Origin of the sequence: Rhodococcus sp. NPDC056506 (assembly GCF_042794945.1) — a bacterium.
In the GTDB taxonomy this organism is placed as follows: domain Bacteria; phylum Actinomycetota; class Actinomycetes; order Mycobacteriales; family Mycobacteriaceae; genus Rhodococcus_F.
On sequence record NZ_JBHTSW010000054.1, the window covers coordinates 20391 to 35693 of the forward strand.

13 protein-coding genes are annotated in these 15303 nt (G+C 63.3%); 5 read left to right on the top strand and 8 right to left on the bottom strand.

The genetic code is table 11. The features are described from left to right. The 8 genes from ACFQ6H_RS27085 to ACFQ6H_RS27120 all read right to left on the bottom strand — a co-directional run. A partial coding sequence (locus tag ACFQ6H_RS27085) for a condensation domain-containing protein (RefSeq protein WP_378649778.1) occupies positions 1 to 1951 on the bottom strand: 1951 nt, incomplete at its 3' end. Between the two features lie 338 nt (positions 1952 to 2289). Further along, entirely contained in the window at positions 2290 to 2712 is a 423-nt protein-coding gene (locus tag ACFQ6H_RS27090; protein ID WP_378649780.1) for a metal-sulfur cluster assembly factor, read from the bottom strand. Beyond that, positions 2709 to 3209: a Fe-S cluster assembly sulfur transfer protein SufU gene (sufU, locus tag ACFQ6H_RS27095; RefSeq protein ID WP_378649782.1), complete on the bottom strand. Its 501-nt coding sequence runs from the start codon at positions 3207 to 3209 to the stop codon at positions 2709 to 2711. The genes ACFQ6H_RS27090 and sufU overlap by 4 nt, the downstream gene beginning before the upstream one ends. Before the next feature lie 3 nt (positions 3210 to 3212). Beyond that, positions 3213 to 4478 carry a cysteine desulfurase gene (locus ACFQ6H_RS27100; RefSeq protein ID WP_003944865.1) on the bottom strand — a complete coding sequence of 422 codons (1266 nt, stop codon included), beginning with the start codon at positions 4476 to 4478 and terminating at the stop codon, positions 3213 to 3215. A gap of 5 nt (positions 4479 to 4483) precedes the next feature. Next, positions 4484 to 5299, bottom strand: coding sequence for a Fe-S cluster assembly ATPase SufC (sufC, locus tag ACFQ6H_RS27105; protein ID WP_230815582.1), 816 nt, complete (start codon positions 5297 to 5299; stop codon positions 4484 to 4486). Positions 5300 to 5359: 60 nt separating this feature from the next. Further along, positions 5360 to 6580, bottom strand: coding sequence for a Fe-S cluster assembly protein SufD (gene sufD, locus ACFQ6H_RS27110; protein ID WP_378533099.1), 1221 nt, complete (start codon positions 6578 to 6580; stop codon positions 5360 to 5362). Further along, positions 6580 to 8040 carry a Fe-S cluster assembly protein SufB gene (gene sufB / locus ACFQ6H_RS27115; RefSeq protein ID WP_003944799.1) on the bottom strand — a complete coding sequence of 487 codons (1461 nt, stop codon included), beginning with the start codon at positions 8038 to 8040 and terminating at the stop codon, positions 6580 to 6582. Before sufB ends, sufD begins: the two co-directional genes overlap by 1 nt. Before the next feature lie 170 nt (positions 8041 to 8210). After that, positions 8211 to 8957 (bottom strand): metalloregulator ArsR/SmtB family transcription factor, encoded by a 747-nt coding sequence (locus tag ACFQ6H_RS27120; protein WP_076948451.1) that lies wholly within the window; start codon positions 8955 to 8957, stop codon positions 8211 to 8213. A gap of 130 nt (positions 8958 to 9087) precedes the next feature. On the opposite strand from ACFQ6H_RS27120, the gene mptB reads away from it, so the two are divergent. From mptB to ACFQ6H_RS27145, 5 genes are all read left to right on the top strand, one after another. Beyond that, entirely contained in the window at positions 9088 to 10842 is a 1755-nt protein-coding gene (mptB, locus tag ACFQ6H_RS27125; protein ID WP_378533101.1) for a polyprenol phosphomannose-dependent alpha 1,6 mannosyltransferase MptB, read from the top strand. Next, complete coding sequence (locus tag ACFQ6H_RS27130) at positions 10839 to 11780, top strand: ABC transporter ATP-binding protein (RefSeq protein WP_378533103.1); 942 nt, start codon at positions 10839 to 10841, stop codon at positions 11778 to 11780. The genes mptB and ACFQ6H_RS27130 overlap by 4 nt, the downstream gene beginning before the upstream one ends. Positions 11781 to 11794: 14 nt before the next feature. After that, on the top strand, positions 11795 to 12634 hold the full coding sequence (locus ACFQ6H_RS27135; RefSeq protein WP_378649814.1) for an ABC transporter permease: 840 nt from the start codon (positions 11795 to 11797) through the stop codon (positions 12632 to 12634). Further along, entirely contained in the window at positions 12616 to 14076 is a 1461-nt protein-coding gene (locus ACFQ6H_RS27140) for a hypothetical protein (protein ID WP_378649816.1), read from the top strand. The genes ACFQ6H_RS27135 and ACFQ6H_RS27140 overlap by 19 nt, the downstream gene beginning before the upstream one ends. A 208-nt stretch (positions 14077 to 14284) precedes the next feature. Beyond that, positions 14285 to 15259 carry a heme A synthase gene (locus ACFQ6H_RS27145; protein WP_378533107.1) on the top strand — a complete coding sequence of 325 codons (975 nt, stop codon included), beginning with the start codon at positions 14285 to 14287 and terminating at the stop codon, positions 15257 to 15259. Positions 15260 to 15303 lie beyond the last annotated feature (44 nt).

Consider the following 15303-nt stretch of genomic DNA (forward strand, 5'->3'; position numbering starts at 1 on the left):
GTTCCGGAGCTGTCGCGAGGTCGGACCCGATCGGCGCACCGACCATGAGTCCCGGAAATCTCGGGTGTGCATCGAGCGGTTCCTCGAAGCAGACCATCGCCCGGAACAGCGGGCCCGTCTCCACCCATCGACCGTCGCCGAGGGCGGCGGTCACCGAAGACAGAAGAATGTCTGCGTGTTCGAAGGCGTCGATCGCGACGGTGTCCACCGCGCCGACCAGATCGGTGAGCGTCATGGTGTTCGACACCATCGAGCGAAGCACCAGCTGGTTGGCGAACATCGAGACGAAGTCGTCCGGATTCGAGGCGCCGTATCCGCGAACCGAGACTCCGATCGACACCTCGTCGGCCGAACCGACGCGGCGCAGCAGTCCGGTCATCGCAGACTGGAACAGCACGAACAGACTCGTGTTCATCGTCGTCGCCATCGTCTCGAGGCGGCGGCAGAGGTCTGCCTCGATCTGGAGGGGCGTGGACGTTCGACCGGTTCCGGCGACGACCGGCAACCCCAGTTCCTCGGCCGGGTTCGACAATGTCGACGACCAGTATTCGACGTTGCGGGCGTGCTGTACTTCTGCGATCCACTTCCCCGCGGCGTCCGGGTCGATGTCCATCAATCGAGTTCCCGATTCTGCGGCACAGAACAATTCGAGGAATTCGAGGAACCGTCGATGGTGACGCGAAATGTCCTCGTCGGTGTAGAGGTCTGGATTGGCGGCGAAGTCGATCTGGATCCCTTCGGCTGCGGAAGTCTGATAGACGTTGACCGAGAGGTCTTCGATCGGCCCGGTCGAGATCACGTGGAGTTCGCCGTGCGCGCCGCCGAGGGTGATTCCGGAGTGGAACAGCATGAGGTTGATCAGCGGTCCGTGGAAGCCGCGGCCGTCGGCGATACTGTGATCACCGGCGTTGAGGACGCGTCGCAGGTCCTCGTGGCGGTACTTCTGATGACGCAGTGCGCCGGTGAGTTCGAGCTTCACCTCACGAAGCAAGTCCCCCACTGCGAAGTAGGGGTCGACGCTCGCGCGTATCGGGACGACGTTCGACATCATTCCGCCGGACCTTCGAGCAGCCTTTGTCGTCCGCCCCGAAACCGGGAGGCTGAGCACGACATCGCGAGTTCCGATCGCCCGGGCGAGGTAGGCGGCCAGAGCGCCGATCACCACCGAGGACGTCGTCACGTCGTGCGCTTCGGCAAGGCGTTCGAGGGAGCGCCGCAGCTGTTCAGGCACCGTCGCCGACCGCAGCCGTGACCAGGCCTGCGACGGAGCGGTCGAGGACGCGAGCGAGGTTCCGCTCGGCTTGTCGGCCATCTTCGTAGTCCAGTAGTCGCGATCGCGCTCCCACCGCGTGGAGCCCAGATAGTCGGATTCAGCCTTCACCAAAGCCTCGAGAGGCGCAGTTACCACTGGGGGAACTGGCAGATCCCGTACGGCGGCGGTGTAGATCTCGGCCGTGCGGTTCATCATCGACATCGCACCGAAACCGTCGAGGGCTACGTGATGGATGCGGCTGTACCAGTAGGAATGGTCGTCGCGAAGAATCAGGACCGCGAGCCTGACCAGGCGATCGGTGAACGGGTCGATGGCGGCGGTGTGCTCGCGCCGCATCCATTCGCGCGCCGCCGATTCCGGATCCGATTCGGTGCGCAGGTCGACCACGTCGAGGGAATCGTCCATGTCGACATCGAGCCACTGACGCGCAACCCCGTCCACCTCGACCAGGCGCAGGTATCCGGAACCGATCTCTCGGCCGGTCTGCTTACTGGCAGCGGTCAGCAGGTCGATGTCGAGCGGGCCGTCCACATCGACGTACTGAGCGATGCTGACCGGTATCTCGGGTCGAAGCTGTTGTGCGACAAGTAGGGAGAGTTGCGCGGCAGAAAGAGGGAAGGTGAGTTCGTCGTCCGGACGAGCTGCGGAAACGATTCCTCGGTCGGGACTGCCATCCACACGAATCTCCCTCTTACAACTTGATCATGATGCAAACAGGTATATGCGCCCGCTGGACGCCTGGAACTGATCGGGGTACTTCGAAATAAGACGAATACGTTGGAAAGGTCCGACGGAAACTGGCAAATCGCCCGCCGGAGATCACATCGTGACAATCAGCTGCGATGTTACCGATGAGTCAGCTTCCAGCAAATATTCATCAAACAACCATTTGGGACTATTGTCCTGAATATCATGGCTAAAACGGCCCTATATAACAAACCGAAGCGCCGGTACCCGACGAACGGGCACCGACGCTCCGGTGAAATCTATTCAGTTGATCGTGCTGAGATTCCTCGTCAGACGGTGAAGCCGAGTGCGCGCAGCTGCTCGCGTCCGTCCTCGGTGATCTTGTCCGGTCCCCACGGCGGCAACCACACCCAGTTGATCTTCATGTCGGTACACAGATCGCTACGCACCAGTGCACCGCGTGCCTGGTCCTCGATCACGTCGGTTAACGGGCACGCCGCCGACGTCAGAGTCATGTCGATCGTGACGACGCCGTCGTCTTCGAAGAGTCCGTAGACCAAGCCGAGATCGACGACGTTGATTCCCAGTTCGGGGTCGACGACGTCGCGCATCGCTTCTTCGAGTTCGTCGAGTCGCTCAGGCGACGGAACAGTGCCACTGCCCTGTGCGCCACCGAATTCCGCAGTGGAATCGGGATTCGGATTCACCGGAACGCCGACCTCGGCGTCCTGCACTGGTTGTGTCTCGGTCATGATCCCTGTCCTTCAGTCGTGTCGACCAATTCACTGCTGTCCGCCGTCGTGACTGCACCGCCGTCGACAATCTGGACTACAGCATCCTTGAATGCCATCCATCCGAGCAAGGCGCACTTGACGCGTGCCGGGTACTTCGAGACGCCGACGAAGGCGATGCCGTCGCCGAGAACGTCCTCGTCCCCCTCGACGGTGCCCCGACTGCTCACCATTTCGCTGAACGCCGTCACCGTCTTCAGTGCGTCGGTGACCTGCATCCCGATGACGAGGTCGTTAAGCACCGACGTCGACGCCTGGCTGATCGAACAACCCTGCCCGTCGTACGAGACGTCGGAGACCGTTCCGTCCTCGGAGATCTGGACGCGCAACGTCACCTCGTCGCCACACGTCGGGTTGACGTGGTGCACCTCGGCGCCGAACGGCTCACGGAGTCCGCGGCCGTGCGGATGTTTGTAGTGATCGAGGATCACTTCCTGATACATCTGCTCCATGCGCATGATTCAGTTCAACTCCCCTGCGACACCGAAAAATTCCTGCGCACGCTTGATCGCGGCAACGAGAACATCGATTTCCGCGGTGGTGTTGTAGAGCGCAAACGACGCACGGGCCGTCGCAGCGACACCGAACTTACGATGCAGCGGCCACGCACAATGGTGTCCGACGCGAATCGCGACGCCCTCGTCGTCGAGGATCTGTCCGAGGTCGTGGGCGTGAATACCGTCCACGACAAAGGAAATCGCTCCGCCGCGGTTCTCGGACGTCTGCGGTCCGATGATGCGCAGACCTTCGATCGCCGACAACTTTTCGAGAGCAGCCTCCACCAACACGTGCTCGTGCGCGGCGACTGCGTCCATCCCGAAGGTGTTCAGGTAATCCACGGCAGCGCCCAGCCCGACCACCTGTGAGGTCATCGGTACGCCTGCCTCGAAACGCTGAGGCGGCGGCGCGTAAGTGCTGACCTCCATGGTGACCGTCTCGATCATCGATCCGCCGGTGATGAACGGAGGCATCGCTGCCAGCAGTTCACGACGGCCGTAGAGAACTCCGACCCCGGAAGGGCCTAGCATCTTGTGACCGGAGAACGCCGCGTAGTCCACTCCCAGTTCGTGGAAGTCGACCGCCATGTGAGGCACCGACTGGCACGCGTCGAGCACGACGAGCGCACCGACGGCGCGTGCTCGTCGCACCAATTCCTCGACCGGTGCGATCGCGCCGGTCACGTTGGACTGGTGGGTGAACGAAACAACCTTCACCGCGTCCGTCAACTCCAGCGAATCGAGATCGATCCGGCCGTCGTCGGTGACGCCGTACCACTTGAGCGTGGCACCGGTTCGGCGCGCAAGTTCCTGCCAGGGAACGAGGTTGGCGTGGTGTTCGAGTTCGGTGATGACGATTTCGTCGCCAGGACCGACATGGCGGTCGAAGCGATCGTCACCGAGAACGTAGGTCACCAGATTGAGAGCCTCGGTGGCGTTCTTGGTGAACACCAACTCGTCCGAATCCGCACCCACGAAGGAAGCGATGGTGGCGCGAGCATTCTCGTACGCGTCCGTCGCCTCTTCTGCGAGCTGATGAGCACCCCGGTGTACTGCCGCGTTACACGTCGTCAGGAAGTCCCGTTCGGCATCGAGAACCTGGACCGGACGCTGCGAGGTAGCGCCGGAATCCAAGTACACCAGAGGTTTTCCGTCGCGCACGGTCCGCGCCAGGATCGGGAAGTCGGCCCGAACCGCTGTGACGTCGAGCTCGCGCACCGAGGTGGTCATCGTGATTACGCTCCCTGGGTAGCTGCGGTGTCCGCGGTGAAACGAACGTAGCCGTTGGTCTCGAGCTCGTCGGCCAGTTCCGGTCCGCCGGACTCGACGATGCGGCCACCGACGAACACGTGGACGAAGTCGGGGTTGATGTAGCGCAGGATGCGCGTGTAGTGCGTGATCAGCAGAACTCCGCCGTTCTCGCGCTCCTTGTAGCGGTTGACGCCTTCGGAGACCGTGCGCAGAGCATCGACGTCGAGGCCGGAGTCGGTCTCGTCGAGAATCGCGATCTTCGGCTTGAGCATGCCCAGCTGCAGGATCTCGTGGCGCTTCTTCTCACCACCGGAGAAGCCTTCGTTGACCGAGCGCTCGATGAACGAGGGGTCGATCTCGAGCTCGCTGAGGGCTTCCTTGACTTCCTTGACCCAGTGGCGCAGCTTGGGAGCCTCGCCGCGCACTGCCGTAGCGGCGGTGCGAAGGAAGTTGGACATGGAGACGCCGGGAACCTCGACGGGGTACTGCATGGCCAGGAACAGCCCGGCGCGTGCGCGCTCGTCGACGCTCATCGCGAGGACGTCTTCACCGTTGAGGGTGATCGAACCGGAGGTGACCTGGTACTTCGGGTGACCGGCGATGGCGTACGACAGAGTCGACTTGCCGGAGCCGTTGGGGCCCATGATCGCGTGGGTCTCGCCGGAGCGGACCGTCAGGTCGACGCCCTTGAGGATCTGGATGGGCTCGGCGTTGGCGTCGGAGTTCGCAACCTCGACGTGCAGGTCACGAACCTCGAGGACCGAGATGGCCGGTGTGGTGGTGTTGTCACTGGTAGACATGAAATTCCTTCAAGATGAGGCGGGGCGAGCGTAGCGACGGGGTGGTCGCCGGCAGGGCGGTCAGGAGCCGACTGCTGCAAGTTCGGCTTCGACCGCGGCTTCGAGGCGATCGCGCACCTCGGGAACAGCGATCTTGTTGATGATTTCGTGGAAGAACCCACGTACGACCAGACGACGCGCCTGATCCTCCGGGATACCGCGAGCACGCAGGTAGAACAGCTGCTCGTCGTCGAAACGTCCCGTTGCACTTGCGTGGCCGGCTCCGACGATCTCACCGGTCTCGATTTCGAGGTTCGGAACCGAGTCGGCGCGGGCGCCGTCGGTCAGCACCAGGTTGCGGTTGAGCTCGAACGTGTCGGTGCCCTCCGCTGCGGCGCGGATGAGAACGTCGCCGATCCACACGGTGTGCGCGTCGGGCTTGCCGGATCCGGGATCTCCCTGAAGCGCGCCCTTGTAGACCACGTTGGACTTGCAGTTGGGCTGCGAATGGTCCACCAGCAGACGCTGTTCCAGATGCTGGCCGGCGTCGGCGAAGTACAGGCCGAGCAGTTCGGCGTCGCCGCCCGGTCCGTCGTACTTGACGGTGGCGGACAGGCGAACCAGGTCGCCGCCCAGGCTGATCGAGGTGTACCGGAGCACTGCGTCGCGGTTCAGGCGAGCGTGGTGTGACGTCACGTGAACTGCGTCGTCCGCCCAGTCCTGAATGGCCACGACGGTCAGCTGCGAGCTGTCACCGAGAACGAATTCGATGTTCTCCGCGAAGGTTCCGCTGCCGCGCTGGTCGATGACGAACGTCGCCTTGGCGAACTGCGCCAGACGAATCTGGGTATGTCCGTAGGCGACATTGTCGACTCCGGGGCCGGTCATGGTGACCACGACGGGCTTCTCGACCTCGACCTCGGCGCCAACCGAGATGACCGTCGCAGTCTCGAAGCTCGAATATGCCTGCGCTGCAATGCGATCCGCAGGAACACCAGCCTTGCCCAAACGCTCGTCGTCACGGCCGACGGTCTCGACGGTGATGTCGCCGCCACCGTCCACCTCGACGGTGACCTGAGCGTTGGCAACTGCGCTGCCGTCGTGCAATCCACGCAGACGACGCAGCGGGGTGAACCGCCAGATCTCGTCACGTCCGCCCGGGACCTCGAATGCGTTGACGTCGAACGAGGAGAACTGCTCGCCCTTGTTCGTGATGGGTGAGCCGGTGGCTGCACCCTTTACAGGAGCGGTCGGGTTCTCCCCGGCAACAGCTCCGATGACTCCGGTCTCTGGCGTGGTCACTAACCCACAGCCCCTTCCATCTGAAGTTCGATAAGGCGGTTGAGCTCGAGCGCGTACTCCATCGGGAGTTCCTTCGCGATGGGCTCGACGAATCCACGCACAATGGTGGCCATCGCTTCGTCCTCGGTCAGTCCGCGGCTCATCAGGTAGAAGAGCTGATCGTCACTGACCTTGGAAACCGTGGCCTCGTGACCCATGGTGACGTCGTCCTCGCGGATGTCGACGTACGGGTAGGTGTCGCTTCGGCTGATCTGGTCGACGAGCAGAGCGTCACACTTGACGGTCGACTTGGAGCCGTGGGCACCCTTGTTGACCTGCACCAGACCGCGGTACGACGCGCGTCCACCGCCACGGGCGACGGACTTGCTGATGATGGTCGAGGACGTGTGCGGCGCGAGGTGGAGCATCTTGGCGCCGGTGTCCTGGTGCTGACCCTCGCCGGAGAACGCAACGGAGAGAACCTCACCGCGGGCGTACTCACCCATCAGCCAGACGGCCGGGTACTTCATGGTGACCTTGGAGCCGATGTTGCCGTCGACCCACTCCATGGATCCGCCGGCCTCGACCTTGGTGCGCTTGGTCACCAGGTTGTAGACGTTGTTGGACCAGTTCTGGATGGTCGTGTAGCGGCAGTGGCCGCCCTTCTTCACGATGATCTCGACCACGGCCGAGTGCAGTGAATCGGACTTGTAGATCGGCGCGGTGCAACCCTCGACGTAGTGCACGGAGGCATCTTCGTCGACGATGATCAGGGTGCGCTCGAACTGACCCATGTTCTCGGTGTTGATGCGGAAGTACGCCTGCAGCGGGATGTCCACGTGGACTCCCGGCGGAACGTAGATGAACGAGCCGCCCGACCACACAGCGGTGTTCAGCGCGGAGAACTTGTTGTCGCCGGCCGGGATGACCGATCCGAAGTACTCCTTGAACAGCTCCGGGTGCTGCTTGAGACCGGTGTCCGTGTCGAGGAAGATGACACCCTGCTCCTCGAGATCCTCACGGATCGAGTGGTAGACGACCTCGGACTCGTACTGAGCTGCGACACCGGCAACGAGGCGCTGCTTCTCCGCCTCGGGGATGCCGAGCTTGTCGTACGTGTTCTTGATGTCCTCGGGCAGGTCTTCCCAGGACTCGGCCTGCTTCTCGCTCGAGCGCACGAAGTACTTGATGTTGTCGAAGTGGATGCCTTCGAGGTCGGAGCCCCAGTTCGGCATCGGCTTCTTGTCGAAGGTGCGCAGAGCCTTGAGGCGGATGTCGAGCATCCACTCCGGCTCGCTCTTCTTCGCGGAGATGTCCCGCACGACAGCCTCGGAGAGTCCGCGCTGCGCGCTGGCTCCGGCTTCGTCGGAATCGGACCAGCCGTAGCCGTAATGACCGAGGGACGCGATGGTCTCTTCCTGCGTGAGCGGCTCGGTGCCTGCAGCTGCAGTGGTAGTCGCCTGGTCTGATGTGACGGTCATGCGAGCTCCTTCCGGAGTCTTGTTTCTTGACGGCTGCTCGGTCTCAGCGAGGGCTGGTCGCTGCGGTCGAGCAGTTCTGACTTTGAGGAACTAGCTGAAAAATCTCTATTCGAACGCTGCTCTGGGGTAACGCTCAGTAGAGCAACGCTCTGTAGAACACTGTGGTCCGGTCATCTACTCCCGGTGGACACGAGGGGCACGTGCGTCGTGCAGGCGCAGTCACCGTTGGCGATGGTCGCCAGGCGCTGGACATGCGTTCCGAGCAACTGCCGGAATGCTTGCTGCTCTGCCTCGCACAGTTCCGGAAACTCTTCTGCCACATGGGAAACCGGGCAGTGATGTTGGCAGATCTGTACGCCGTTGCCTACCGGCCGGGTCGACGCTGCGAACCCCACCGCATTGAAAGCTTCGGCGATTGCATCCGCTGTCGCCTCGACGTTGTCCACATCTGTCGGATCAGCCGGTTCGACGTCTCCGACGATGGCCTGAACCCGACGCTTGGCGAACTCCTCGATTGCCGCGTCTCCGCCGATTTCGCGAAGTTGCCGCATCGCGGCTCCCGCCAGATCGTCGTAGGTATGGCCGAGGCGCCCGCGACCGGTTGCGGTGATCTGGAACTGCTTGGCAGGTCGACCGCGTCCGCGCTGGCGCAGCGACGCCGCCGAAGCCGTTCGTGCTTCACCGGACTCGATCAACGCGTCTAAGTGACGTCGGACACCTGCGGCACTCAAACCGAGGCGTGTGCCGATTTCGGAGGCCGTAATGGGGCCTTCTTCGAGTAGCAGCTTGACCACTGCGGCCCGGGTCTGGCCTTCGACGCTCACCGTCACCGGATTTGCGGCAGCACTCGGCGAGGTCGCTACAGTGGGCTGACCTGCAACTTCCTTGCTTCGAGGGTCTGACGCATTTCTTTTCACAACACAAGTGTGACCGAATTCTTTTCGCAGGTCTACTAAGGGCAACCTGCATTACATTCGGGAATATCCGGACAGCGCACGTTGTTTGTGCTTGTCTGTCCGGCTGTATCGAGCCGCTACGCTGCCTGGTGTGCCGCAGACCCCCGAGAAGACGACGACCGCGCGATCGGCGCGCGCGATCCTGCTGGACAAACCCAAGGCACTCGCGCTTTCCACGATCGGCGTTCGGCCTTTCGGTTCCGCTCCCCGGCAAAGTATGGCCGCGGTGTTGCACGGCGACGAAAGCGAGCGCCCGGGCCTGAACGCGAAGGAAACCGCGCAACTGCGAGGTATCCGTCGATTCGGAGCGACCGGCGCAGTGTTGATGGCAGTGGGGGCGCTCGGCGCCGGCGCACAACCCGTCCTGCAGAATCCGACCGCCGGCCTTCGAGTCCTCAGCCTTCCCGGACGTATGCCGACGGTCTCGCTCACCATGACGATGACCGGAACGGTGCTCGTCGTTCTCGCCTGGCTGATGATGGGCCGATTCGCCGTCGGCGACATACGCAGCCGATCCGGCGCACCGCGGCGCATGACCCGCTCTCAGTTGGACCGCACACTCCTGCTGTGGATCCTGCCGCTCTCCGTCGCACCGCCGATGTTCAGCCGCGACGTCTACTCGTATCTGGCACAAAGCGAAATCGCGGCCCGAGGACTCGATCCGTACGCCATCGGCCCCAAGGCGGCACTGGGCGTCGACCACGTTCTCACCCGAACTGTTCCGACCATCTGGCGGGACACGCCGGCTCCGTACGGGCCGTTCTTCCTGTGGCTGGGACGCGGGATCAGCTCACTGACCGGCGACAACATCGTGGCCGGAATCTTCTTGCACCGCTTGCTCGCATTGGCGGGCGTCGCGCTCATCGTGTGGGCGATACCTCGACTGGCCAAGCGATGCGGCGTCTCCGCAGTCAGTTCACTCTGGCTCGGAGCCGCGAACCCGCTGCTGCTCTTCCACTTGGTGGCCGGCATCCACAACGAAGCGCTCATGCTCGGGTTGATGCTCGCCGGAATCGAGATCGCCCTCCGCGCAGTCGAAGGGTCCGGGCCCATCCGTGGCCGAGCGCTGTTCTATCTCATTGCGGGATCAGGTTTGATCGCGTTGTCGTCGACTGTCAAAATTCCGTCCTTGCTGGCACTCGGATTTGTCGGTATGGCTCTGGCCCGGCGTTGGGGTGGAACCTGGAAAGCCTTGGCGGGAGCTGCGATTCTTCTGGGCATCGTTGCCGCCGTCGTCACGTTCGTCATCAGCGTGGCCAGTGGGCTCGGTATGGGGTGGATCAACACCCTCGACACCGCTACGGCGGTGCGGAGTTGGATGTCCATCCCGACGCTCCTGGGCGTCGGCACTGGATTGGCAGGTGTACTGCTCGGACTCGGCGATCACACGACGGCAATCCTCACGATCACGCGGCCGATCGCGTACCTGGTTGCCATTCTCATCACCGCGCGGATGATGATCTCGGTGTACATGGGCCGCATTCACCCGGTCGGTGGACTCGGCATCGCACTCGGGGCCATCGTTCTCCTGTTCCCGGTCGTTCAGCCCTGGTACCTGCTGTGGGCGATACTTCCGCTCGCAGCCTGGGCTACTGCGCCGATTTTCCGCATCCCCGCTGTGGTCTTCACCTCGATCGTCAGCGTCATGTTGATGTCGAACGGCGCCGAATACCTTCCGTTCATGATCGTGCAGGCCGTCATCGCGACCATCCTCACCGCCGGAACGCTCATCGTCTTCACCCGCAATTCACTCCCCTGGCGTAGCGACAAGCCAGTAGCGGAGATCACGAAAGGCGGACCGGTAGACGAAGACAACTCGGCGGGGGCTTACGCTGATTCCCCGTGACCTCGAGAGCCTCCAGATCGTCGACGCCGGCGGTACAGATCCAGGGTGTCGTCAAGTCCTTCGACGGTGTTCGAGCCGTCGACGGTATCGATCTCACTGTCGAGACGGCCCAGGTCGTTGCCCTGCTCGGCCCCAACGGAGCCGGTAAGACAACAACCGTCGAGATGTGCGAAGGGTTTGTCACCCCCGATGCCGGCACCGTTCGAGTGCTCGGTCTCGACCCCATCGCCGACTCCGGTGAAGTCCGCTCGCGAATCGGCGTCATGCTGCAGGGCGGCGGCGCATACCCCGGGTCCAAGGCCGGAGAAATGCTCGACCTCGTCGCCGCATACTCTGCCGACCCACTCGATCCCGCCTGGCTCCTTTCCAAACTCGGCCTCACCGATGCGCGCAAGACGCCTTACCGTCGCCTTTCCGGCGGCCAGCAGCAACGACTGTCTCTGGCGTGCGCGCTTGTCGGCCGTCCCGAGTTGGTATTTCTCGACGAACCCACCGCTGGACTCGACGCTCAGGCACGTCTACTCGTGTGGGAACTCATCGACGCTCTGCGCCGCGATGGCGTCAGCGTCCTGCTCACCACGCACCTCATGGACGAGGCCGAAGCGCTCGCCGACGAATTGGTCATCATCGACCACGGCAAGATCGTCGCGTCGGGAACGCCGGCCGAGGTCACCAGCAAGGGCGCCGAAGGCCAACTCCGTCTGACGACGGTTCCCGGTTTGAGCCTCGACTCGCTGGTCGGCTCACTCGCCGGGTTCCGCGTCGAGGAATCCAATCCCGGCACCTACGTCGTCGAAGGTGCAATCGATCCGGCAACCGTGGCGACTGTCGCGACGTGGTGTGCCGATCAGGACGTGCTGATCAACGACATCCGCGTCGATCAACGGAGTCTGGAAGACGTCTTCCTCGAATTGACGGGCCGGGAACTGAGGGGATGACGGAGATCAAGGTCATGAACGAAACAGCAGCGAACGGCCAGAACAGTGGGACTGCCAACGGAGCCAGGGAACGCCGGCTCGCCGAGAACCGCTTCGAGCCGGGCACTTTCTCGCCGGATCCCCGCCCCAGTTCGGCGGCAAAAATGCTGGCGGCGCAGACCAAACTGGAACTGACTCTTCTGCTCCGCAACGGTGAGCAATTGCTGCTGACCATGTTCATCCCGATCACCCTGCTCATCGGACTGTGTCTACTGCCGATCGGCGATTTGGGCGATTCTCGGGTCGATACCGTGCTCCCTGGTGTCATGATGGTTGCCGTGATGTCGACGGCGTTCACCGGACAGGCCATCGCCGTCGGATTCGATCGCCGATACGGCGCGCTCAAACGACTCGGTGCGACGCCGCTACCGCGGTGGGGAATCATCGCAGGCAAGAGCGCTGCCGTCATCATCGTCGTGGCACTGCAGTCATTGCTGCTCGGCGCAATCGGTTTGGCGTTGGGGTGGCGTCCGTCGTTCGCCGAACTGGTACTCGGCGCAGCGGTCATTGCCATCGGTACTGTCACGTTTGCGGCGCTGGGACTGCTGCTCGGCGGCACTTTGCGAGCGGAGATCGTTCTCGCTCTCGCCAACGTCTTGTGGTTCATCATGGTGGGTATCGGCAGTGTGGTCTTCGCCAGTGGCGAACTTCCGACCGCTGTTCACACGCTGGTGCGCGTTGTTCCGTCCGGTGCTCTCGCACACGCTCTCGAAGCGGCCCTCGACACCTCGATGGACTGGTTCTCGATTCTCGTACTTCTCATCTGGGCCGCGGTGGCCGGTATCTTCGCAGCAAGGTGGTTCAAGTTCACGTGAGTACACGACGGAGCGCTCAAATCGTCGGCTGTGTGGCCGCAACAGTGATTTTGTGTGCCGGACCCGCAACGGCGACTCCCTCGGTGTCCGGTCCACTCGCACCTGCAAATCCGTACCTCGGTCCCGTCGGTACCTCCACCATGCACGGTGACGCGGGCTCGTCCGACGTCACTCCGCTGCCCGGACCCGGAACCGGCCCCCACGAAGTGACCGCCTTCCCGATGATGGCTGCCTGCCCGACGGTCCTGCAGGGTTCCGACGGCATGATCGTCTCGCTCTGCACGACGATGATCGGCCAGATCCCGACCATCCATTTGATCGATCCGAAGGCCGACGCCACGCCGTTGGGTAGATCCGTAGCGCAACTGCCGCTCGCGAAGGGCAGTCTCCTCGGCGGCGTCTACGCGTACCTCGACAACGAGAACCGCCTCGTCGCGGTCGACGGAAATCGTCAGTTGGTCCGCATTTCCCATGCTCAGAATCCGGACGGCAGTTGGCGGTTGGAACTCGCCGATACCGTCGATCTCAGTGGTGCGGTTTCCGCCAACGACAACGTCACCGGCCTCGCTCCGGACTGGGAAGGCAATGTCTGGTTCGCCACCGGGCACGGCACCGTCGGGTATGTCGGCACGGATCGAATCGCGCACAGCATCGCTCTCCCCGAGGGTGAACAGGTGCAGAACAGCATCTCCACCTCCCCGACGGGTACTGCCGTCGCCACTACCCACGCGCTCTACCAGCTGAAGCTAAGCGGCGACGAGGTCGTCGTCGACTGGCGTCAGCCGTACGATCGCGGGCCGGCCCGCAATCCGGGTCAGCTCAGCTGGGGTACCGGATCGACTCCGACGTACTTCGGCCCGTCGACGGGCAGCGATTTCTTGACCATCGTCGACAACGCGCATCCGACGGTGAGCTTGCACGTCTATCGCGCTGACACGGGCGCCGAGGTGTGCACGCAACCGGTGTTGTCCGCTGCAAGCCAGGACGGCTCACCGAGCGGCAGCGAGAACTCGCCCGTCGGCATCGGTCATTCGGTCTACGTCGCCGGCACTTACGGATACCCGTACCCCACAACTCCTGAAGGCGCCGGCCCGGCGGTCCCCGCCACGGCACCCTTCAACGGCGGCATGACCCGCGTCGACATCGACCCGGTCGGCTGCCATGTCGTGTGGGACAACACGATTCGAAGCTCCGCGGTCCCGCACCTCTCGACGGCTGACGGTGCGATCTACACCGCCACCCGGGACGGCGCTGCGAACACCTCGCCGCTGGACGGGTACTCGTTCGCGGTGATCGACTCGAAGGACGGGTCGCAGATCGGTTCGACTCCCCTGCCGTCGACCATCCTCAACGACACCCTTCAGATGTCTGCGCTCATCACCGAGTCGGGCGAGTACTTCCAGGGCACGATCTCGGGAATCGTGCGCGTTCGCGCAAACTGACGCGCGCTTGCCCCATTGGCGCGAGGCATATCGCTTCGCGCTTGCTTCAAACGCCTAGCCCCCAACGACGCGGGGCAGGCGCGGAGCGAGCTGGCCCCAACGACGCGGGGCAGGCGCGGAGCGAGCTGGCCCCAACGACGCGGGGCAGGCGCGGAGCGAGCTGGCCCCAACGACACTGTGTAGTTGATGGGGAACTACGATCGTTGGCGTGGTGAATCGTGTGTATGCCGGATTTTTGCGCTTGGTGGATCGACTACCTCTCCCCTCGCTGAAAACGCAGAAGATCATCGCGTTCATCGTGATCCTGACGCAGGGCGGCATCGCTGTCACCGGCGCGGTGGTGCGCGTGACGGACTCGGGACTCGGTTGCCCGACGTGGCCGCAGTGCTTCCCCGGTAGCTTCGTCCCGGTCGGCCACGGACAGGTCGCGGTCATTCATCAGGCTGTCGAGTTCGGCAACCGCCTGCTCACGTTCCTGGTTGTGATCGTCGCGGCTGCAATCGTGCTCGCGGTGACTCGCGCTCGCCGTCGCAAAGAGGTGCTTGTCTACGCCTGGATGATGCCGCTCGGCACTGTCGTTCAGGCGGTGATCGGCGGTATCACCGTCCTCACAGGCTTGCTGTGGTGGACGGTCGCCATTCACCTGGTTGCGTCGATGCTGATGGTCTGGGTTGCCACGGTGATGTACGCGAAGATCGCCGAACCCGACGAGGCTACAACGCTGATCGTGATGCCGAAGCCGCTGCGCTGGCTGACCGCTCTGTCCGGAGTTGCGCTTGCCGGCGTGCTCGTCGCCGGCACCCTCGTAACGGGTGCAGGCCCACACGCGGGCGACAAGGGACTGGAACGCACGGTGCCTCGCCTGGAGGTCGAGATCGTAACGCTTGTTCATCTGCACTCGCAGCTGCTGGTCGGATACCTCGCGCTGGTCGTGGGACTGACCTTCGGCCTTTACGCGGTCGGAACGTCAGCGGCCGTGAAGCTCCGCTTGAAGGTTCTGCTGGGACTTATCCTCGCGCAGTCACTCATCGGCGTCGTGCAGTACTTCACCGATGTGCCGGAAGTTCTCGTGATCATGCACGTCGCTGGTGCCGGGCTGTGCACGGCTGCGACGGCAGCAGTTTGGGCCGCGGGCAAGACCCGCCAGTTCACGCCGACCGGCTCGCCGATACCAGCTGTCTGACGCTTGAAGACACGTCTGGGGCGTAGGAACACCTTTTGGTGTTC